Origin of the sequence: Rhizobium sp. ERR 942, from assembly GCF_007828395.1 — a bacterium.
In the GTDB taxonomy this organism is placed as follows: domain Bacteria; phylum Pseudomonadota; class Alphaproteobacteria; order Rhizobiales; family Rhizobiaceae; genus Rhizobium; species Rhizobium dioscoreae.
Window position 1 is genome coordinate 1,113,365 of sequence record NZ_VIUA01000001.1, and the last position, 20,469, is coordinate 1,133,833.

Consider the following 20,469-nt stretch of genomic DNA (forward strand, 5'->3'; position numbering starts at 1 on the left):
TAATGTAATATCATTACATTTACTGTGGTGAAAAAAGCGAGCCATGCGCTCGCTTCCTTCGGCGATGTTCAGCCTTGTGCTGAAAGGCAAGTTTTCAGGGAGCTTGCGATGCCGCGCATCAGGTCGAAATAGAGATCCGGTCCTTGCGGCAGCGTTGCGGCTTCCGGGTCCAGAACACCAGATTTTGCCGCCGTGCCTTCCAGGACCACATTGACCAGCTTCGGTTCGAATTGCGGCTCGGCGAAGACGCAGGTTGCGCCGAGATCGGCGACCTTGCTATGGATCTCTGCGACGCGCTGTGCGCCCGGGATGGTTTCCGGGCTGACCGTGATGGAGCCAGAGACACGCACGCCATAGCGATGCTCGAAATACTGGTAGGCATCATGGAAGACGATGAAAGGTTTGTCCTTCACGGGGGCGAGCGTCGAAGCGATTTCCGTATCGAGCGCATCGAGCTTGTCGTCCAAGATATTCTGATTTGCCTCGTAGGTGAGGGCGTTGGCGGGGTCGGCCGCGACCAGTGACGTCGTGATTTCGGCGACCATCGCCTTGGCATTGTGCGGATCGAGCCAAAGGTGAGTGTCGAACTCGCCATGATCGTGGTCGTGATCATGTGCATGATCATCGCTGGCTTCGTGTTCGTCGCCATCGTCATGCGGTTCGAAGGCGCCGCCTTCGCGGAACTTCAGTTTGGCGATGCCGGGTGCGTCGTCAAGCTCAACGACGGTGGCATTGGTACCAAGTGCGGCAAGCGGCTTCTGCAGAAAAGCTTCCATGCCCGGCCCAACCCAGAAGACTACTTTCGCCTCCTGAAGGCTGCGCGCATTCGACGGCTTGAGCGCATAGGTATGCGGCGAAGCTGCACCATCGACGATCAGATCCGGGGTGCCGACGCCCTGCATGACAGCTGCGACCAGCGAGTGGATCGGCTTGATGGAGACGACGACTTTCGGCGCATCGGCTGCAGTTGCGGTTGTGCTGACGAGCAGGCCGGAAAGGAGAAGGGAGGCGGCGAGGGGAAGAAGAGTTTTTGCTGCGTTCATGCCAGAAATGCCCTTGAATGGGTCTGTTATGTTATTACATCAATTGCGTTATGCTATAACGTGTGCGATAGCATGGCGCAATAGTGCAATTGGAAATTTCATGCTTTCTTCCATCGACAGCAAGTGCCGGCCGCTGGTGTCGCTTCATGATGTCGGCGTCCGCCGCGACGGACGCTGGCTGGTGCGTGGCGTCGATTTCTCCGTCAGTCGCGGCGAGATCGTCACCCTGATCGGCCCGAACGGTTCCGGTAAATCGACCAGCGCCAAGACGGCGATCGGCGTGCTGAAGCCGGACGAAGGACGTGTCGACCGCATAGCCAATCTGAAGGTCGGCTACGTGCCGCAGAAGCTTGCCATCGACTGGACCTTGCCGCTTAGCGTGCAGCGGTTGATGACGCTGACCGGGCCTTTGCCGGAGCGCGAGCTGGTTGCTGCTCTTGAAGCCGTCGGCATCGCGCATCTCGCGAAAGCCGAGGTGCAGCATCTTTCCGGCGGCGAATTCCAGCGGGCGCTGCTGGCGCGCTCCATCGCCCGCAAGCCCGATCTGCTTGTGCTGGACGAGCCCGTGCAGGGCGTCGATTTCAGCGGTGAGATCGCGCTTTACGATCTCATCAAGTCGATCCGCAATTCGCAGGGCTGCGGTATCCTGCTGATCTCGCATGATCTGCATGTCGTGATGGCGGCGACGGATACTGTGGTCTGCCTGAATGGCCACGTCTGCTGCCGCGGCACGCCACAGACCGTCAGCCAGAGCCCGGAATATGTGAAGCTGTTCGGTACGCGGGCGGCACAATCCCTGGCGATCTACAGCCACCATCACGATCATACGCATCTGCCTGACGGTCGCGTGCAGCATGCGGACGGTTCGATTACGGACCATTGCCATGCCGATGATGGCCATCATCATGGCCACGATCACGATGATCATCATCACGGCCATGACCATGCCGAGGGGGAGCGTCATGTTTGACGATTTCTTCCTGCGCGCCGTCGTCGCCGGCGTCGGGCTGGCGCTGACGACCGGGCCGCTCGGCTGCTTCATCATCTGGCGACGTATGGCCTATTTCGGCGACACGATCTCGCATTCGGCATTGCTCGGCGTGGCCCTCTCGCTACTTTTTCAGCTCAATCTAACACTCTCTGTCTTCGCGGTTGCGGCTCTCGTATCGATCCTGCTTCTGTTCCTGCAGCGGCGGCAGGCGCTGTCGGCGGATGCGCTGCTCGGCATTCTCTCGCATGCGACACTGGCCATCGGCCTTGTCATCGTCGCCTTCATGAGCTGGGTGCGGATCGATCTCATCGCCTTCCTCTTCGGCGACATACTGGCCGTCAGCCAGTCCGATATCGCGGTGATCTGGGGCGGCGGCATCCTCGTTCTGGCGGCGATTGCCTGGCTCTGGCGGCCGCTTTTGGCCTCGACAGTCAATCCCGAGCTTGCCGAGGCAGAAGGATTGCGGCCGGAGCGCGCGCGGCTGCTCTTCATGCTGCTGATGGCCGTGGTGATCGCAATCGCCATGAAGATCGTCGGAATTTTGCTCATCACTGCATTGCTGATCATTCCCGCGGCCACTGCACGCCGCTTTGCCTCGACGCCGGAAACAATGGCGATCTTTGCTTCGCTGCTTGGCGCCATCGCCGTTGTCGGCGGGCTTTTCGGATCGCTGCGCTATGATACGCCGTCCGGCCCGTCGATCGTGGTTGCAGCACTCGTTCTATTTATCATCAGTCTGCTGCCCCTCGTTCGCAGGAGCGGCACGCCAGCGGCGCAACAGAGAGGACAGTCATCATGACCACTCCGATGCTCACCAAGAACCAGTCTCTCGTTTTCGATATCCTGACCAAGGCGGAAGCGCCGCTCAGCGCCTATACCATCCTGGACAAGCTGCGCGATCAAGGTTTTCGGGCGCCGCTGCAGGTTTACCGGGCGCTCGACAAGCTGCTGGAATATGGCGTCGTGCATCGGCTCGAGAGCATCAACTCCTTCGTCGCCTGCGCACATCCGCACGAGGATTGCCATAGCCATGGCCTCGTCGCCTTCGCTATCTGCGAAAGCTGCGGCCAGGTGATCGAGTTCCACGATCACGAGGTGGATCACCGGCTGATGGATTGGCTGAAGTCGCAGAAGTTCAAGGCGGAGAAGTCGACCATCGAAATTCGCGGTCATTGCGCCAATTGCGCGGCTTGAGCTACGGGCCGCAACGTATTCAGCGTTCCATCAATTGCTTATAAGAAAATTCTAATCCAATCTTTTAAGATCACGCGCGAAGCGCTGCCAGTTGGCGATGTAATGCTGAGCTGAGCGGCGCAGGCCTTCGATCGCAGCTTCGTCCAGGGTGCGGATGGCTCTTGCCGGTGCGCCGACGATTAGCGAGCCATCTGGAAATTCCTTGCCTTCCGTGACGAGCGCATTGGCGCCGACGAGGCAATTATTGCCGATCTTCGCGCCGTTCAGAATGGTTGCGCCCATGCCGATCAGCGAATTGTTGCCGATGGTGCAGCCATGGATGATGGCGTGATGGCCAATGGTGCAGCCTTCGCCAATGGAAACCGGAAAGGCCGGATCGGTGTGGATCATCGTGCCTTCCTGAATATTCGTCGCCTTGCCTATGGCGATCAGCTCATTGTCGCCGCGCAGGACCGAGCCGAACCAGATGCCGACATCCTCGCCGATCTCGACCTTGCCGATCACGCTTGCGTCTGGCGCGATCCAGTATCGGTCGGGGCCTGGCGTTTTCGGTGTGAGGCCGGCAAGGGCGTAGAGCGGCATGGTCGATCCTCCTCGATCAGACGACGTTCAGTACCAGGTTTGCGACGCCATCGACGGCGCAGCTGATCCGGTCGCCGCGGACAACGGGACCGACGCCGGCGGGCGTACCGGTCATGATGATATCGCCCGGGGCCAGTGTGAACAGCTTGGAGAGCTCGGCGATGATTTCCGGCACCTTCCAGATCATCTGAGAGAGATCGCCTCTCTGGGCGGACTCGCCATTGCGCATCAGCCAGATGCCGCCCTTGTCGGGATGGCCGACGCGGGTGGCTGGAACCAATGCGGAAACCGGAGCCGAGTGATCGAAGGCCTTGCCGATTTCCCAGGGGCGGCCGAGCTTCTTGGCTTCACCCTGCAGGTCACGGCGGGTGAAATCGATGCCGACGCCGTAACCATAGACGCAATCCAGTGCCTGTTCGACCGGGATGTCCGCGCCACCGCCGCGCAGCGCCACGATAAGCTCCACTTCGTGATGCACGTCCGCTGACAGCGAAGGATAGGGGAAATCGCTCGAGACTAGCAGATTGTCCGGGTTCTTCTGGAAGAAGAAAGGTGGTTCGCGGGTGGGGTCATGACCCATCTCTATGGCGTGGTCGGCATAGTTGCGGCCGACGCAATAGACGCGACGCACAGGAAAAAACTCGGTCTCACCTTCGATCGGCAGAAGGACAGGGGCAGGTAATGGAATGACTGTCGTTAGTGGGGCGTTCATATGCGCTTTCGAAACTCTCATCTTTTTCAGAGGGCTGCTGCCGTTTCAGAGGGCTGCTGCCGTTTCAGAGGGCTGCTGCCGTCCGACTCCTTCGGGCAAGCTAGCATTATTGTTACAGCCGCGAAAACTGGCGTTTTTGAGGGATTTGGTGTAGAGCGCGGATCAGAAAGGTTTCCCATGTATAGCGACGCACTGAAAACTGGCCGCAAGATCTTTGCGGTTGCCCCCATGATCGACTGGACTGACCGCCATTGCAGATACCTGCATCGGCAGATCAGCCGGCATGCGCTGCTCTATACCGAGATGGTGGTGGCCGACGCGATCATTCATGGGCCGCGCGACCGACTGCTCGGGCATGACGCTGCCGAACATCCCGTCGCGCTGCAGCTTGGCGGCTCCGATCCGGCCAAGCTTGCCGAGGCGCTGCGGATTGCCGAAGCGTATCATTATGACGAGATCAATCTCAATGTCGGCTGCCCCTCGGATCGCGTGCAGTCCGGCACCTTCGGCGCCTGCCTGATGCTGACGCCGGAGACGGTCGCATCCTGCATTGCGGCGATGAAGGCGATCTCGAAGGCACCCGTCACGGTAAAATGCCGCATCGGCGTCGATGAGCAGGAACCCGAAGAGGCGCTGCCCGAACTGATGACGCGCGTGCTCGATGCCGGCGTCGATGCGATCTGGATCCATGCCCGTAAGGCCTGGTTGAAGGGCCTGTCGCCGAAGGAGAACCGCGAGATCCCGCCGCTGGATTATGACATCGTCTATCGCATGAAGCAGCGTTGGCCTGAGGTTTTCATCGGCATCAATGGCGGCATCCAGACGTTGGATCAAGCCGAGGTGCATCTTGCCCACGTCGATGGCGTGATGCTCGGCCGCGCCGCCTATCAGAATGCCGCCATTCTCGCCGACGTTGACCATCGCTTCTTTGGCGAACCGGCCGCCGAGGTTGACTGGAACGGGCTGCGCGACCGCATGATGGATTATGCGGAGCGCCACATCGAAAATGGCGGCCGCCTGCAGCATGTCGCGCGCCATATGGTTGGCCTCTTCACTGGCCTGCCGGGCTCACGCCGTTACCGCCAGATCCTTTCCACCGACGCCAACAAACCGGGCGCGGGGCCGGAGGTGATTGCCGCCGCCTTCGCAGCGGTGGAATTTGCGGGTGAACGTGAGCGGGTGAGTGCTTGAGGCAGCGGTGCCTTATCTCGCCCCTGGCGGGCGAGAAAGCAAAATCAGCATTTAGCTTTAGCTAAGTGCTAGATTTTGCAAGAGAGGGGGTAGGTGTGGGAGCACTGAATCCTGAACTATTTCTCTCAAGAAGATGACCCACGCTCTTGCAATTTCAATGGCTTAGAAATTGCACTGGATTTTCGAGCATGTGGGGCCTGCGATATCGCAATTCCTAAAACAGTGAAATTGCTTTCTCGCCCGCCAAGGGCGAGATGGGGCCTGAGTTCGCCGCAAACCTCATCGAGCAAATGAAAACGGCGCGGTTTTCACCGCGCCGTTCGAAACCTTGTTCAGGCAGTCACCAGAGGCTTAGGCAGCCTGGATGTTGACAGCCTTCGGGCCCTTGCCCATGCGATCCGGCTCCGTGTCGAAGGTGACCTGCTGGCCTTCGCGCAGCGACTGGATGCCGGAAGCCTGAAGAGCGGAGATATGGACGAAAACGTCCTTTGCGCCGCCGTCAGGAGTGATGAAACCAAAACCCTTGTCCTGGTTGAAGAATTTTACAGTGCCCTTGGTGGCCATGGGGGATAGTCCTTTACCCATCAGTCTTAATTAATCCGGGGAAACCCGGACGGCTTTGCCTCCGCGCCATGCGAAAGCCAGTCGAGAAGTCACGTACGGGGAAAGAACGTCTGCGCGGGTCAGAAGACCCAACCGCTGCCTGCCGCAAGCGGATCACCAAATCAGTCCAGTCACCGGCATGCAAATGCCCGAGCATGCATATGGGTGACAGGGTTTGTGGAAAAAGGCAAGAGGTGTTTTAGTTGGCAGCCGTAATGAAAGACAAATCAATAGGTTGAAAGGCGATCACCTCGATTGCCCAACGAATCCACTATTTTCAGCCCATATAATAAGGATGCTGCCTATTCCTGAAACTCAGGTCAAAATTGATTTTGTAAAAGAGGCAGTCGTTGCAGGTCTTGTAAAAGTCGGTACTTTCCGAGGTTACAACCCTTGATAACGGACGCTTAGGTGGGCGCGTGGCAGAATTGAGCGATGTTGATGTGATGGGGCTGGCTTTGGAAGAGGCAGAAGCCGCTCTAGAGAAAGGCGTCTTTCCCGTTGGCGCAGTCCTAGTGGCGGGAAGCCGGATTTTGGGGCGGGCGCATAAAACATGATATCGAATCACCTGAATCATGCGGAAATGAACCTGTTTCATCAGGTATTTACTGGTGATTACACCTTGTCGCGAAGCGATAAGCTGACACTTTATACAACGCTGGAACCTTGCATCATGTGCTTCGGCACCATGCTCCATTTACCTATAAGCCGCCTCGTCTTTGCCATGTCCGATGCATATGGTGGCTGCGCGCATACGAAACTGGAGAATTCTCCCCCGAGGCATATTTCAAGAGCGGTAGAAGTCGTCGGAGGCGTTCGCCGCCAGGAAGCGTGCGAACTGTTTGCGAAGTTTCTTGAGACGACGACCGAGGAATTCTGGCTGACGGGCGGTGCTTCGTATTTTCAGGCAGCCGTGAGAGCCGATCCTCCCGCATTACAAGGCTGAGCGCATGCTCCTGGACCGGCGTGCGGGATACCAACTCTAGCTCGGCGTAAACACAGCACAAGCCTCCGCAATCCCCCGCAGCTCATGACTCCCTAAGGGCAGAAGCGGCATCGTTGTCTCGGCTGCGACCGACCCCGAAACGAGGATATTGTGTCCGAGCGGCTTGCAGAGGCCCTCCAGTCGGCTGACGAGGTTTACGGCGGGACCGATGGCGGTGAAGTCCAGCCGGTCGGCGGCGCCGATGTTGCCCCAGAGCATGTCGCCGAAATGCAGCGCTACCCCAAACGGAAGTGGCGGCAGGCCCTGGCTCGCCCGCGTCGCGTCGAGATGTGCCATGCCGGCGCGTATGGCGGTGGCGGCGCGCAAGGCCGCTTCGCAGGCTTCCTTCGGGGTCCCGCTTACCGGAAAAATTGCCAGTACGCCGTCGCCCATGAATTTCAGCACTTCGCCGCCGAAGGCATGCACGGCGCCGGCGACGCGGTCGAACCAGGCATCGAGTGCCGCGATCATGACGCTCGGTTCCGTCGCTTCGGAAAGGGCGGTGAAATCCCGCAGATCGGCGCAGAGCAGGGCGGCGCGGATGGTCTCGCCGCTATTGCGGCTGAGTGCACCGGCCTGCACCCGCGCCGCACTTCGGCGGCCAAGATAGGCTTCGAGCAGGGTCGATAAAGTGGCGCGGGCGGCCAACCCCGCCAAGGGGGCAGTGGCAAAGCGGGCGATCTCGCGCAGGTTTTCCGCCTCGAAGGCGGTGAAGGGCCGGGTGCCGGCCCAGGCAAGCACAGAGTTGCCGGGCGCAATCCCGATCGTTTCTTCGCATATCGGGCCGAGATCGCCCAGCCAATCGCGGCCGGCCTGTCCGAGTGTCGTGCCAGCGAAGCCGAGAGCTTCAGTCACCGCGCCGGTTTCGGCGCGCCAGAGCCATGTATGCTGCGTGATGATCGGATGTGGTGCGGCAAGCGTCAGGGCACTGCCGGCAAGCGGGAGACCGGCAGTCAGCAAGTGTCCGCCCAGATCGGCCAGAAAGCGTTCGGGGCTGGGCGAGGTGCCGGCTTCGTCGACCAGCCAGGCAAGGGAGGCGGGCAAATCCATGCGGCGATCATGCCATGGCGCTTGCCGGCTGTCATCCGTGCCGGTGAGGCCATGCCGGCCGCGTTGAAAAGCAAAACGACACAGGCAATCGCTGTCGCCGGTCGGCGATATCGCTGCCATCGAGCATCTAGCCCGATGACGCCGCGTCCAAAGTCGCGTCAGCTCCTGCCATCATGACCGCGCATGACATCGGGGCCGGGATCGCGCCCTGCGGCTACCGTGGCCATGCGGTCAAGATAATGCGCCCAACCCTTTGCGTGCGCTTCGCATTGTTCAACGGTTGGCAGGCCGGTATGGGTGAGACGCACCAGCGTTCCATCCGGCTGCTCTATCAGGTCGATCTCCACGAGGGTCGATTCGGGAGGCACTTCCTCGCTGCCTTCCCAGCCGAAGCTATAGGCGAGGCGGTGCACCGGCACGACCTCGCGGAAGGAGCCGCGCGCGACGCGGGCGCCGGTGACATTGACGAGATAGATGCCGCCGGGCTGCGGCTCCGTCCGCGCTTCCGTGCCCATCCAGCGCAGGATCTTTTCGGGATCGGTCAGCAATGCGAATATGGCTGCAGGCGGCGCCGAGACATGGGTCTCGCGACGGACGATCAAAGGCTCGGACATCAGTCTTTCTCCCCAGGTTTGCTATCGCTTCCCACCGGCCCGATATGCGCTCAAGCGCCTTCCGTCTCCCCCGTGGGCCTATTCAGATGATGGCATGTAGCGGCTGCGGCCTCGTCAGCAATTGCCATGTTCGCAGGCCTCTCAGCCTTCGTAAATCGGCAGCGTCGGGCGCAGATATCCGATAATCTAGGTCGCTTTATCGCCCCGGTCGCCCCGTCTTGCCTTTTGTCCGTCCTTTGCGCTGCTTCTCGTCCACCGGGTCCTCATAGGAGCCGACCCCCGGCTTTGCCCGGGTGATCGGCTTGTCCGGTACCTTGCCCGTGACAGGCTTTTCGGTGCGGCCGACGGTCATTTCGTCCAGCGTATTCTTGCGGAAGAGCGGCGTGCCGGCATCGCTGCCCGGACCCATTTCGTCGAGGTTAGGCTTGGCGAAGTAGGATCGGGAATCCGGCGCTGGCGGCGCACGCTTGCCCGTTGCGGAACCGCGGCTTTCGAGGCTCTTCGCCTCCTCGCGGGCCAGCGGATCGTCCATGGCGGCGAGCTCGACGGCCTTGAGGCGCTTGATCTCGTCGCGCAGCCGTGCCGCCTTTTCGAAGTCCAGGTCGGCGGCGGCATCGCGCATGGATTTTTCCAATGCGTTGAGATGGGCCTGCAGATTGTTGCCGACGAGATGGCCGCCATCGGCAAAGCCCTTGCCGGAGGCACCGCCGATATCGGCGCGGACATGGTCCTTCTCGTAGACGCTGTCGAGAATGTCGGAAATCTTCGCCTTGACCGATTCCGGCGTGATGCCGTGTTCCTTGTTGTAGGCCATCTGCTTTTCGCGCCGGCGATTGGTTTCGTCCATGGCGCGCTGCATCGAGCCGGTAATGGTATCGGCATAGAGGATGACCTTGCCGTCGACGTTACGCGCGGCGCGGCCGATCGTCTGGATCAGCGAGGTTTCCGAGCGCAGGAAGCCTTCCTTGTCGGCATCGAGGATGGCGACGAAGCCGCATTCCGGAATATCGAGACCTTCGCGCAGCAGGTTGATGCCGACGAGCACGTCGAAGGCGCCGAGGCGAAGATCGCGGATGATCTCGATACGCTCCAGCGTGTCGATGTCGGAGTGCATGTAGCGCACGCGCACGCCTTGTTCGTGCAGATATTCCGTCAGGTCCTCCGCCATGCGCTTGGTTAGCACGGTGCAGAGCGTGCGATAGCCCTTGGCAGCCGTTTCGCGGATTTCGCCGAGTACGTCGTCGACCTGCGTGCGGGCCGAGCGAACCTCGACTGGCGGATCGATCAGGCCGGTCGGGCGAATGACCTGCTCGGCGAAGACCCCGCCGGATTGTTCCATTTCCCAGCCGCCCGGCGTTGCGGACACCGCGATCGTGTCGGGGCGCATGGCGTCCCACTCCTCGAAGCGCAGCGGACGGTTGTCCATGCAGGAGGGGAGACGGAAGCCGTATTCGGCCAGCGTCGCCTTGCGGCGGAAGTCGCCTCGGTACATGCCGCCGATCTGCGGCACAGTGACGTGGCTTTCATCGATGAAGATGATGGCGTTGTCGGGAATGTATTCGAACAGCGTCGGCGGCGGCTCGCCGGGATTGCGACCGGTCAGATAGCGCGAATAGTTTTCGATGCCCTGGCAGGAGCCGGTGGCCTCCAGCATCTCGACGTCATAGCGGGTACGCTGCTCCAGGCGCTGCGCTTCCAGCAGGCGGCCTGCCTTTTCCAGCTCGGCAAGGCGCAGTTTCAGCTCTTCCTTGATCGCCTTGATGGCGCCGTTCAGCGTCGGGCGCGGTGTTACATAGTGCGAATTGGCGTAGATCTTCACCGATTTCAGGTCACCGGTCTTCTGGCCGGTGAGGGGGTCAAATTCGGTGATGGCGTCGATCTCGTCGCCGAACATGGAAATGCGCCAGGCGGCATCCTCCAGGTGGGCCGGAAAGATTTCGATCGTGTCGCCGCGTACACGGAAGGAGCCGCGCGTGAAGTCGATGTCGCGGCGCTTGTATTGCTGCGCCACGAGGTCGGCCAGCAGCTGCCGCTGATCAAGCCGGTCGCCGACATTCATCTGGAAGGTCATGGCCGTATAGGTCTCGACCGAGCCGATACCATAGATGCACGAGACCGAGGCGACGATGATACAGTCGTCACGTTCCAGCAGCGAACGCGTCGCCGAGTGGCGCATGCGGTCGATCTGCTCGTTGATCGAGCTCTCCTTCTCGATATAGGTGTCCGAGCGCGGCACATAGGCTTCCGGCTGGTAGTAATCGTAGTAGGAGACGAAATACTCGACCGCGTTATCCGGGAAGAAGTTCTTGAATTCGGAATAGAGCTGGGCCGCCAGCGTCTTGTTCGGCGCGAGGATGACGGCCGGGCGCTGCGTCGCCTCGATCACTTTGGCCATGGTGAAGGTCTTGCCGGAACCGGTGACGCCGAGCAGCACCTGGTTGCGGTCACCGTTTTGCAGCCCTTCGACGAGATCGCGGATCGCCGTCGGCTGGTCGCCAGCCGGCTGGTATTCCGAGGCCATGCGGATCTCGATGCCGCCTTCGGATTTTTCCGGGCGGGCAGGGCGGTGCGGAGTCCAGATCTTGCCGTTCTTATGCAGCGGGTTGCCGCTCTCGATCAGCTTCGACAGGGCTTCTACCGTCGCCGTTACGCCGCTCGTCGAAATCTTGTCGGCATCTTCAAGCGCGATATCGAGGCCGGAGACGGGATTGAGGCCTGCGGCGGCGCGCGTTTTGGGGTCGGTCGACCCACCCATGGAGACGCCACGCGCGGTCTTGCCGGCGGTGATCTCCACCTTCTTGCGGTGCTTGCCGGCCTTCGAGGCAATCTCGCGCTGGGTTTCGACGCTCGATGCTTCCGCATCGGCTTCGAGCTGCTTCACCCAGTCGGCAACGCTGCCGCTGAGCGGCGCGCCTTCAAACGGTGCCTGCGGCGCCTCTTCGAAACCGTTCGGGGCGGAGGATTTTTTCGATGATTTGGCCATGGGGCGAATATGGCGACAGATCGCGCAGATGTGAAGGGGTAAAGAGTACAAAAGGGAAACAAAATGGCGGATTTTTCCATTCGCCGGCGATGTCAAATATGTTACAACCCAAGGGCGGCCGATGCGTTATCGCTGATCCAAAGTCCGCATAGCGCGATCCTCGCAGGCGCCAAGGGAGGAGCCAGCCGCAACGTCGACATGCCCGGCCAGTGCCGGGTTCCCCCAGCTTCGACGGCATCCGGTATTGCCCGCCTCGCCGCCGCCATCCGGTCGGAGGATCATGATGACCGCATTGGATAGCTTACGTTCCCTGTCCCCCCAGCAACGAAACACCGTGATCGCAGCCTATCTGGGCTGGACATTGGACGCTTTCGATTTCTTCATTTTGGTTTTCGTTCTTAAGCATATAGCCGAGGAATTTCACACGGATGTCCCCGCGGTTGCCGTGGCGATCTTCCTCACCCTTGCCATGCGGCCGGTGGGCGCCCTGATCTTCGGGCTCGCAGCGGACCGCTTCGGGCGGCGCACGACCCTGATGGTCGACGTGCTGCTTTATTCCGTCTTCGAATTTCTGACCGGCTTTTCGACCGGCTTGACGATGTTCCTCGTGCTGCGCGCGCTCTTCGGCGTCGCCATGGGCGGGGAGTGGGGTGTGGGTGCGTCGCTCGTGATGGAAACCATACCCGAGGACTCGCGCGGCCTTGTGTCCGGTATCCTGCAGGCTGGTTATCCCTCGGGCTATCTGCTCGCCTCGATCGTCTTCTTTCTGCTGTTCCCGATCATCGGCTGGCGCGGCATGTTCTTCGTCGGCGCGGTGCCGGCGCTGCTGGTGCTCTATATCAGGCGCAATGTGGAGGAATCTCCGGCTTTCCTTCAGCGGCAGGCCAAGCCGCAACGGCCGTTCCTCACTGTGTTGCGTGAGAATATTCCGCTCTTTCTCTGGGCCGTGCTTCTCATGACCGCGTTCAATTTCTTCAGTCACGGCACCCAGGACCTCTATCCGACCTTCCTGGAAACCCAGCGGCAATATGATTCCTATACGGTCGGCGCCATTGCCATCGTCTACAATATCGGCGCGATTGTCGGCGGCCTGACCTTCGGTTCCCTGTCGCAGCGTTGGGGCAGGCGGCGGACAATTGTTATCGCGGCATTGCTGGCCATACCCGTCGCTCCGCTCTGGGTCTGGGGTCAGGGGCCGGTCATGCTCGCAATCGGCGCCTTCCTGATGCAGCTGTTCGTCCAGGGCGCCTGGGGCATCATTCCCGTGCATCTCAACGAATTGTCGCCGGATGAGGTGCGCGGCACCTTCCCCGGATTTGCCTATCAGCTCGGCAATCTGCTGGCTTCGGGCAATGCCTCGATCCAGGCGGGGCTTGCCAAGCAATGGAACGGCGACTATGCGCTGGCGCTGTTGATCGTGGCCTGCATCGTGGCTGTGGTCGTTGCTGTTTTCGCCGGCTTTGGCTTCGAGAAGAAGGGTATTCGGTTCGGCGGGAAGGATGAAGGCCAAGCGGATAGCGCCATAAGGGCCTGAACAGACTCGCCATCAAGGTCGCGAGGGCCGGCTGATATTGTCGGCCCTTTCGTCTATTTTCCGCAAATTTCCGAGATCTTGGCCTGGGCGAAGCCGCGGGCGAGCTCCTGCAGCCCGCCGACCGAGGATATCAGTTCGCCGATCGGGCCATTGATGCCGAGGTGCAGGTCGGTGATGTGGCATGCGCCGACGTCGACGGTCATGGAGGCGTCGAGCTCACCCTTGATCGTCGTCTTCAATACGCCATGCGATTTGCAGGCCATCTCGGCATGGGCATTGATCTGGACGCCACCGTTCGGGCCGTCGCAGACATCGAGCGACTTCACCTCGAACTTGTCCTTGTGATCGACGCCGGGCAGTTTCTTGCAGGGATCGGCCTCGTTCACCGACTTCTCGATCTGCGGCCCAAATTTGCTCTGCAGCAGCGACCAGCACGAGCCTGGCGCGGCCTCTGCCGGTGTCGCCGCTATCGGAAGCGGAGAGAGCGGCAACACGACCGCCGAGGCCAGTAAAACCATGCGAAGCGGCGGCAGAAGCGAGAAGGGGGGCATGAGATATTTCAGGTTCACGGCAATCTATCCTCTGAAAAGAAGAAGCAGCAAATCAGGCCTGGCGCGGCGACAGTCTTCCATCTCTTCGTCCGTCAAGGCAATCCCCCAGATTTTGATGGTTACGCCTTGACGACCATGGTGTCGCAGAAGCGGTCGTAGAAAGTTTGGCCGCGCCACACGATGAATGGGAAGGCCCACCAGATGAGCGCGAATACGAACAGAAGCGGCGCCAACGCTCCCGTCAAGGCGAAGAAGCCGATGGCACTGAGAAGGTTGGTATCGCGCGCCTGCTGAATCAGCTGATCGATCGGAGGCTGATATGAGGGCAGCAGAAACAGGCCGACCAGATTGACTGTGGCGACCAGGATCAATGGCAGAAACTTGAATATTTCCCGTTTGGCGGCAAGCCCGAAGGGCAGGGTGTCGCCTTCCACCGTTGTCACGCGCAGCGAGGTCAATCGCTTGCCTGGCGTCCGCTTGCCGCCGATGGAGCAAAGGGCGAAGGCGAAGGGAAGGAACAGCAGAACGACGCTCGAGGTCGGCCTTGCGGCGATATTCGGATCGACCGGATTGCCGTTGCCGTCGACGGGTATGGAAAAGGCGCGCTTCAATGTGGCCGATCCCTGCTGCGATGCGACGATTGAAAGGAAGACCGTGTATCCATTGCTGCCCAGCCAGGATATGCGACAAAGCTGGTTGCTCCTCACTTCGCCTGGCTGCAGCGGCCATTCGGCCTCCACTTTTGCAACGAGAGGCGCCGAAGTTGCTTCTTCGCATTGTTGCTTCTGAAGAAGCGGCAAGGTCAAGTCCCACGGCGTGGCCGCCGACAGCACGAGAAACAGCAGGGTAAAAGCGACCTGGAAAATGACGATATCGACCGTGTAGGCGCCGAGCCGCCGCCAAAAATGGCGACGCGGCAGAGAGCTCATTTGATGATCGGAAGCAGCAAAACTCATGGTTCCCCCCGGCTTAGCGCGTGTCACGACGCCCACCACGTCGCATCACTCACTTCAAGTTGAGCGCATTAGCATGTTTTGCTGCGATTCGCTGGGAGCGAAGGCAGGCGACGGATAGGCCCCCGCGATACCGATCGTCCCTTGCATTCATTCATATCGGAATGGTCTGTCCGCCGGATGGCTCATCTTGTTCGCCGTCCGCGTTGCCGTCATAGCCCAGGCGCTTTGCCTTGCGGAACCATTCGGCCGCCTTGCCCGCATCCGCAGCGACGCCATCGCCGTCACGGTACATCATGGCTAGATTGTAGGCGGCATCGGCATAGCGATGTTCGGCTGCCCGCTCGAACCAGTAGATCGCCTTCGGACCGTTCTTGGTGACGCCTTCACCATCGCGGAACATGACGCCGAGATTGTATTCGGCTTTGACATCATTCTGCGCCGCCGCTTTCAGGAACCACACGATTGCCTGGGCATCATCCTGCCTGATCCCGTCGCCATCCGCATACATGGCACCGATATTGAACTGCGCGCTCGCATCGCCCTGTTCGGCGGCCTTCTTGAACCAGGAGAAGGCCGCAGCGCCATCCTTGGCGACGCCTTCGCCGTCGCGATACATGATGCCCAGATTGTATTGCGCCTCGACTTTTCCCTGCTCGGCCGCCTTGCGATACCAGGTGACGGCCTTGCTCTTGTCCTTGTCCGTACCTTCGCCCTGGTCGTACATGGTGCCGACATTGAACTGCGCATCGGCATCGCCCTGTTCGGCGGCCTTGCTGTACCAGGCAAAGGCCTGCGGCTTATCCTGCGCTACGCCTTGGCCCGTGTCGTAGACGACACCGAGATTATATTGTGCATTAAGGTATCCCTGTGCCGCAGCCTTCTTGTACCAGACAACGGCTTGGCTCTTGTCGGCGGTGACGCCTTCGCCCTGGTCGTACATGGTGCCGATATTGAACTGCGCTTCGGCATTGCCCTGATCGGCCGCCTTCTTGTACCAGCTGAGGGCGAGCGTAAGATTCTTTTCGACGCCGTTGCCGTCCTCGTACATTTGTCCGAGCTTCAGCTGTGCGGCAACGTTGCCCTTGTTTGCCAGGGGGCGCCAGTAATCCAAGCCCGATTTGATATCGCCGCGATCGTAGCTGTTTCGTCCGACATCGGCTTGTGCCGTTCCCATGGACGCCAGCGCGAAGAGCAAACCTGCTGCCCCCTTCTTCCAATTCACGATTTACCCCTCAATCGAAATTCGTTGAATAAGATGCCGAGCTCTAAGGCACGAGCACCATCAGCAAATGAAACAAGAGCCAGCCCGTGCTGACGTCCGAGTCCTTTTTGCCGGCGCCCCCTTGTCCAAGCGGTCCAAGATCCTTGATCGGACCGTCGCCATTGGCTTCCATGTAGCTGAGTCCATGCTGCGCTTCCGGCAATCCCTTAGCCGCCGCCTTGTTGAACCAGTCCGCACCAATCTTGGAGTCCTTAGGCACGCCATAGCCGTTATAATACAGATATCCAAGACCGTATTCCGCCCGGGCGTCGCCGTGATCGGCTGCTTTGCGAAAGAGAGCGACCGTTTGGCCATAGTCCTTGGGAACGCCGGCGCCCTGATAATAGAGGTAGGCGAGGGCATATTCGCCCTGTGAATTGTTCTGGTCGGCCGCCTTGCGGTACCAGCTTGCGGCGGCCGATTTGTCAGCTGTCGTCCCCTGACCGTTTTCGTACATGTAGCCGAGTGCGTATTGGGCGTCAGCGTGACCCTGGCTCGCAGCCTTCTGGTACCAGTCAAAGGCTTTGCCATAGTCCCTGCCAACGCCGCGGCCGCCAGCATACATGTAGGCGAGGGCATATTGACCCTGTGCGTCGCCTTGTTCGGCGGCCTTGCGATACCATCTCGCCGCGCTGTCATCGTCGGTCTTCACGCCCTGGCCGTTGGCATAGAGGTAGCCGATGGCATATTGGGCGTCGGGGCGGCCCTGATCGGCAGCTTTGCGATACCATTGCAGTGCCTGCCTGTAGTCCCTGGCGACGCCTATCCCGTTTGCAAGACTGTAGCCGACGGCGTATTGCGCGTCAGCGCGTCCTTTTATCGCTGCCTTCATATACCAGGAATAGGCTTCGGCATCATTCCGTTCGACACCCTTGCCATTGGCATAGGCATAGCCGACCGCATACAGGCCTTGCGCGCTTCCTTGGTCGCCGGCCTTTTTATACCAGGCGACGGCCTGCTCCTGGTTTTCTTCCGTGCCTTGGCCGTTATCGTACATATAGCCGATGGCGTACTGGGCATCGGGCCGGCCTTGGTCGGCCGCTTTGCGATACCAGCCGAGTGCGATCGCCTCGTCCTGACGCACGCCAAGGCCATTGGCATACATGTAGCCGAGCGCATATTGCGCCTGCGCCTGTCCCTGAATGGCGGATTTCTGGTACCAGGTGACGGCGTTTTCATTACTGACGGCCATACCGCGGCCATTGGCATAGGAATAGCCGATGGCATATTGAGCATCGGCATTGCCGTTTTGCGCCGCCTTCAAATACCAGTCATTTGCCTGTTTCAGATCGGTGTCGACGCCCCGGCCGCTGGCATACATGTAGGCCAATGCATATTGGGCCTGCGCATTGCCTTGGTCCGCCGATTTTCGATACCAATCGACGGCCTCAGCATCATCCTGATCTACGCCCTCACCATTGGCGTAGCGATAGCCGAGACCATATTGGGCCGCCGCGTTGCCCTGTTTTGCGAATTCCACCCAGTATTTCAGGTCGATCTTCGTATTGGCGGGGCCAGGGGCGGGATCCTCGGCGTGAGCAAGCCAGGGCAGCGAAAGAGCGAGCGCCAACCCCAATGCGTAGCTCTTTGTCTTCAAGGCTTCAGTCTCCCACCTGCGTCCCAGACCGTAATCGATCTGAACAATATGGCGATGTCTTGGCCAAGGGATCGCAGGAACCCAAATAGCAGTGGATTTAATGCCCCCGGACGATGGGATCGCTATACCGGAAGCACGTCGTAGAGGCGGAAGATCCATGTGATCTGATAGATCAGCCCGACGATCACGAATGCCGCCTGGAAGCGCCGGTTGGCGGTGATCGAGGCAATGATGCACAGGATGACATAAACGACATTGCGTATTGGATATTCCCAGCCGAGAGAACGAAAATAGGCCTCTCCCTTCAGCAATGTGTCGATGAGATCGACGGCGTAGGTGACGGCGAGCAGGCCGAAGAACCAATGGCGGCGGGAGATGAAATATTCCTCGAAGCCGCCATAGTCCTCGACCGAGGGCGGATTGAGCAATACGCAGAGGAAATAGAAGAGGCAGCAGAAGCAGATGAGAAAGAGGTAGACGCCGAAATTGATCTGCGCGACGGATTGCAGCCGATACTCCCACCACCAGAAATGGATGATGAAGAGGAACATGGACAATACCCAGCCGATATGGACGAGATAGATCTTGTTCTTGCCCGGCGCCTGCACGAATCCGGCAAGCCGGGTCAGAAGCTGGGCGAGCGAAAGGCCGATCACCATGCTCATGACCGTCCTGATATAGACATAGACTTCCGGTGTGTGCGCGGAATCCATCGCGTCAGCTCTCCTCTGGTACAGCCTTCGGCAAGCCGCTTTCATCGAGCGCGACCATGATAAAGATCGCAGCCGTGACTTTCTCCAGGCTGTTATAACGGGCGCGGTGTGCCCATGCTTCGACGCTCAGCGTGATCGAGGTACGGCCGACGCGTTCGATATCGGTGAAGACGCTCAACGTATCGCCGATCTTGACCGGCAGTTCGAAGGCCATCTCCTTGACCGCTGCCGTGACCACGCGTCCACGCGCCCGCTCGGCTGCGCGGATGCCGCTTGCCAAGTCCATCTGCGCCATGACCCAGCCGCCGAAAATATCGCCGGCAGGATTGGCGTCGGCGGGCATGGCGAGCGTGCGCAATGTCAGCTCGCCTCTCGGTTTGACGCTGTCATTCATTCTTCTGCTCCTGTCCACGGTCGATTCCGACAATCAGCCTATGCAATCCTGCCGCGATGGAAAAGCCATGCTGACATTTCCATGGAGGACTCATGTGGGTCACGCGCTTTGCTTCAGGCGATTCCATGCTCACGCGGTACCGTTGTAAAACAGCGGGACCCCTGCGGTAAGCTTTCGTTCACCCTTCCCATTTAGGATTTGTAATCGTTACCGACCGTGGCTGGGGCAGCGGATCAGGACTATGGCCATTTTACCCATTCTACGGCGGGTCGCGCTGCCATTGCTGTTGTCGTCGGCGCTGGTCGCCTGTACGGCAGATAGCCTCGTGCCGCCTTCTGGCATCGACAGCTCCTCGCGCGTCGGCTCGATCAAGCCGCATCGCAGCGTGCCGCAAAGGCAATTCGCCTACCAAGGGGTACAGGATCCCGTCGTTTCCGCGTCGAGCAATTACAAAAGCGGCGGTCCCCTTCGTTCCAGCGGAACGGGTGAGGCGGTGACCACGACGGATGTCGAAGCCGGCTTAGCGCAGCAGTCGGATATTCCCTCCCAGGGCGTCAACATGGACGCCGAGCTTGGCGTCGGTCCGAGTGAGGAGGCGCAATCCGCCTCGGTGGTCGGATTGGCGCAGGAGGAGCAACAGAACATTGCCGAAGGTCAGTCCGACCAGCCCGTGGTCGACGGCATCGGCACCGATGCGCCAGTACAGACCAACCGCTCGGTCGTGCAGCGCTCGGCCGCGCAGGCCGAGCTCAATCAGTCGCGGATACCGAGGCAGTTGCCGGGAACGCAGGTTGCGATGCTGCCCCGTGTCGAAAATCCGATACCGCGCCTCGATCAGCAGTTCGAAGCGCCGCAATCAACGCCGGGGATGATGCCGCCTTCGGAAATCGCCTGCCGTCAGGAATTGCAGCGCATGGGCGTCGTCTATACCGACAAGCCGGCGATCTCGAACGGTCCTGCATGTCAGGTTCCCTATCCGGTTTCGCTGAGCGGCCTTTCCGGCAATATCGCGGTCCGACCGGCGGTGACCTTGAATTGCCAGGTGACGCTCGCCTTCGCCAAATGGGTGAAGAACGAACTCGCCCCAGCCGCACGCACGCGCTACTGGACCGGCATCGGCACGATCGTACCGCTCGGGGGCTATTCCTGCCGGCGGATGAATAATAGCCGGCAACGCTATAATCCGATGTCGGAACATGCGCATGGCAACGCGATTGATGTCGGCACCTTCATCCTGAAGAATGGCCATGTGATCGACGTGCGGAAGAAGGGCTTGTTTTCCTTCCGGGAAGGGCGGTTGCTCAAGGCGGTACGCAGCGACAGCTGCCGCTATTTCGATACCGTGCTTGGTCCGGGCAGCAATCCGGAGCACTGGAACCACTTTCATTTCGACCTCAGGGACCGAAAGGGCGGCCGGCGCTATTGCAGCCTTTGATTGGCCCTTTGCCGGAACAGCATCTACACTTGTCAAACGGGAAAGCTGATTTACCTTTCGACGGAATCGCGCTCAATTGC

20 protein-coding genes are annotated in these 20,469 nt (G+C 60.1%); 7 read left to right on the forward strand and 13 right to left on the reverse strand.

Annotated features, from left to right (window positions below; translation table 11 throughout):
• Positions 1-68: 68 nt before the first annotated feature.
• The gene (znuA, locus tag FBZ97_RS05570) at positions 69-1,043 is read right to left on the reverse strand and encodes a zinc ABC transporter substrate-binding protein ZnuA (RefSeq protein WP_145317079.1); all 975 of its coding nucleotides are present in this window, start codon (positions 1,041-1,043) and stop codon (positions 69-71) included.
• A gap of 100 nt (positions 1,044-1,143) precedes the next feature.
• Here znuA and FBZ97_RS05575 point away from each other — a divergent pair, with 100 nt between their 5' ends.
• Genes FBZ97_RS05575 through FBZ97_RS05585 form a run of 3 tightly spaced genes read left to right on the forward strand, consistent with a single transcriptional unit; the run spans position 1,144 to position 3,228 of the window.
• Positions 1,144-2,013 (forward strand): metal ABC transporter ATP-binding protein, encoded by an 870-nt coding sequence (locus FBZ97_RS05575; protein ID WP_145317081.1) that lies wholly within the window; start codon positions 1,144-1,146, stop codon positions 2,011-2,013.
• On the forward strand, positions 2,006-2,833 hold the full coding sequence (znuB, locus tag FBZ97_RS05580; protein WP_112721157.1) for a zinc ABC transporter permease subunit ZnuB: 828 nt from the start codon (positions 2,006-2,008) through the stop codon (positions 2,831-2,833). The genes FBZ97_RS05575 and znuB overlap by 8 nt, the downstream gene beginning before the upstream one ends.
• Positions 2,830-3,228, forward strand: a complete 399-nt coding sequence (locus FBZ97_RS05585) for a Fur family transcriptional regulator (protein ID WP_112334637.1) — start codon at positions 2,830-2,832, stop codon at positions 3,226-3,228. The genes znuB and FBZ97_RS05585 overlap by 4 nt, the downstream gene beginning before the upstream one ends.
• Before the next feature lie 51 nt (positions 3,229-3,279).
• Here FBZ97_RS05585 and FBZ97_RS05590 read toward each other — a convergent pair whose 3' ends face one another.
• Both FBZ97_RS05590 and FBZ97_RS05595 read right to left on the reverse strand, forming a co-directional pair.
• On the reverse strand, positions 3,280-3,810 hold the full coding sequence (locus tag FBZ97_RS05590; RefSeq protein WP_145317082.1) for a gamma carbonic anhydrase family protein: 531 nt from the start codon (positions 3,808-3,810) through the stop codon (positions 3,280-3,282).
• A 16-nt stretch (positions 3,811-3,826) separates the two neighbouring features.
• Positions 3,827-4,522 carry a fumarylacetoacetate hydrolase family protein gene (locus FBZ97_RS05595; RefSeq protein WP_145317084.1) on the reverse strand — a complete coding sequence of 232 codons (696 nt, stop codon included), beginning with the start codon at positions 4,520-4,522 and terminating at the stop codon, positions 3,827-3,829.
• Between the two features lie 177 nt (positions 4,523-4,699).
• Here FBZ97_RS05595 and dusA point away from each other — a divergent pair, with 177 nt between their 5' ends.
• Positions 4,700-5,713 carry a tRNA dihydrouridine(20/20a) synthase DusA gene (dusA, locus tag FBZ97_RS05600; RefSeq protein ID WP_145317086.1) on the forward strand — a complete coding sequence of 338 codons (1,014 nt, stop codon included), beginning with the start codon at positions 4,700-4,702 and terminating at the stop codon, positions 5,711-5,713.
• 351 nt (positions 5,714-6,064) lie between these two features.
• On the opposite strand, the gene FBZ97_RS05605 is transcribed toward dusA, so the two are convergent.
• Entirely contained in the window at positions 6,065-6,277 is a 213-nt protein-coding gene (locus tag FBZ97_RS05605) for a cold-shock protein (protein ID WP_069613123.1), read from the reverse strand.
• A gap of 592 nt (positions 6,278-6,869) precedes the next feature.
• Between FBZ97_RS05605 and FBZ97_RS05610 the strand changes: the two genes are divergently transcribed.
• On the forward strand, positions 6,870-7,262 hold the full coding sequence (locus FBZ97_RS05610; RefSeq protein ID WP_246661697.1) for a deaminase: 393 nt from the start codon (positions 6,870-6,872) through the stop codon (positions 7,260-7,262).
• Between the two features lie 36 nt (positions 7,263-7,298).
• Here the strand turns inward: FBZ97_RS05610 and FBZ97_RS05615 are convergent, their stop codons facing one another.
• From FBZ97_RS05615 to uvrB, 3 genes are all read right to left on the reverse strand, one after another.
• Positions 7,299-8,351 (reverse strand): adenylate/guanylate cyclase domain-containing protein, encoded by a 1,053-nt coding sequence (locus FBZ97_RS05615; RefSeq protein ID WP_145317633.1) that lies wholly within the window; start codon positions 8,349-8,351, stop codon positions 7,299-7,301.
• A 158-nt stretch (positions 8,352-8,509) separates the two neighbouring features.
• Positions 8,510-8,965: an SRPBCC family protein gene (locus FBZ97_RS05620; protein ID WP_113354575.1), complete on the reverse strand. Its 456-nt coding sequence runs from the start codon at positions 8,963-8,965 to the stop codon at positions 8,510-8,512.
• 196 nt (positions 8,966-9,161) lie between these two features.
• Positions 9,162-11,948, reverse strand: coding sequence for an excinuclease ABC subunit UvrB (uvrB, locus tag FBZ97_RS05625; protein ID WP_145317088.1), 2,787 nt, complete (start codon positions 11,946-11,948; stop codon positions 9,162-9,164).
• Positions 11,949-12,231: 283 nt separating this feature from the next.
• Here uvrB and FBZ97_RS05630 point away from each other — a divergent pair, with 283 nt between their 5' ends.
• Positions 12,232-13,482, forward strand: coding sequence for an MFS transporter (locus FBZ97_RS05630; protein WP_113333057.1), 1,251 nt, complete (start codon positions 12,232-12,234; stop codon positions 13,480-13,482).
• 53 nt (positions 13,483-13,535) lie between these two features.
• On the opposite strand, the gene FBZ97_RS05635 is transcribed toward FBZ97_RS05630, so the two are convergent.
• The 6 genes from FBZ97_RS05635 to FBZ97_RS05660 form a co-directional block, all read right to left on the reverse strand.
• Complete coding sequence (locus tag FBZ97_RS05635; protein WP_113333058.1) at positions 13,536-14,051, reverse strand: hypothetical protein; 516 nt, start codon at positions 14,049-14,051, stop codon at positions 13,536-13,538.
• 101 nt (positions 14,052-14,152) lie between these two features.
• Positions 14,153-14,989 (reverse strand): RDD family protein, encoded by an 837-nt coding sequence (locus tag FBZ97_RS05640; RefSeq protein ID WP_145317090.1) that lies wholly within the window; start codon positions 14,987-14,989, stop codon positions 14,153-14,155.
• A gap of 151 nt (positions 14,990-15,140) precedes the next feature.
• Positions 15,141-16,211, reverse strand: coding sequence for an SEL1-like repeat protein (locus FBZ97_RS05645; protein WP_145317091.1), 1,071 nt, complete (start codon positions 16,209-16,211; stop codon positions 15,141-15,143).
• A gap of 43 nt (positions 16,212-16,254) precedes the next feature.
• The gene (locus tag FBZ97_RS05650; protein ID WP_145317093.1) at positions 16,255-17,847 is read right to left on the reverse strand and encodes an SEL1-like repeat protein; all 1,593 of its coding nucleotides are present in this window, start codon (positions 17,845-17,847) and stop codon (positions 16,255-16,257) included.
• 122 nt (positions 17,848-17,969) lie between these two features.
• On the reverse strand, positions 17,970-18,560 hold the full coding sequence (locus tag FBZ97_RS05655) for a hypothetical protein (protein WP_113249267.1): 591 nt from the start codon (positions 18,558-18,560) through the stop codon (positions 17,970-17,972).
• A 4-nt stretch (positions 18,561-18,564) separates the two neighbouring features.
• Entirely contained in the window at positions 18,565-18,954 is a 390-nt protein-coding gene (locus FBZ97_RS05660; protein WP_145317095.1) for an acyl-CoA thioesterase, read from the reverse strand.
• Between the two features lie 241 nt (positions 18,955-19,195).
• Here FBZ97_RS05660 and FBZ97_RS05665 point away from each other — a divergent pair, with 241 nt between their 5' ends.
• Positions 19,196-20,389 (forward strand): extensin family protein, encoded by a 1,194-nt coding sequence (locus tag FBZ97_RS05665; protein ID WP_145317097.1) that lies wholly within the window; start codon positions 19,196-19,198, stop codon positions 20,387-20,389.
• Positions 20,390-20,469: the final 80 nt, after the last annotated feature.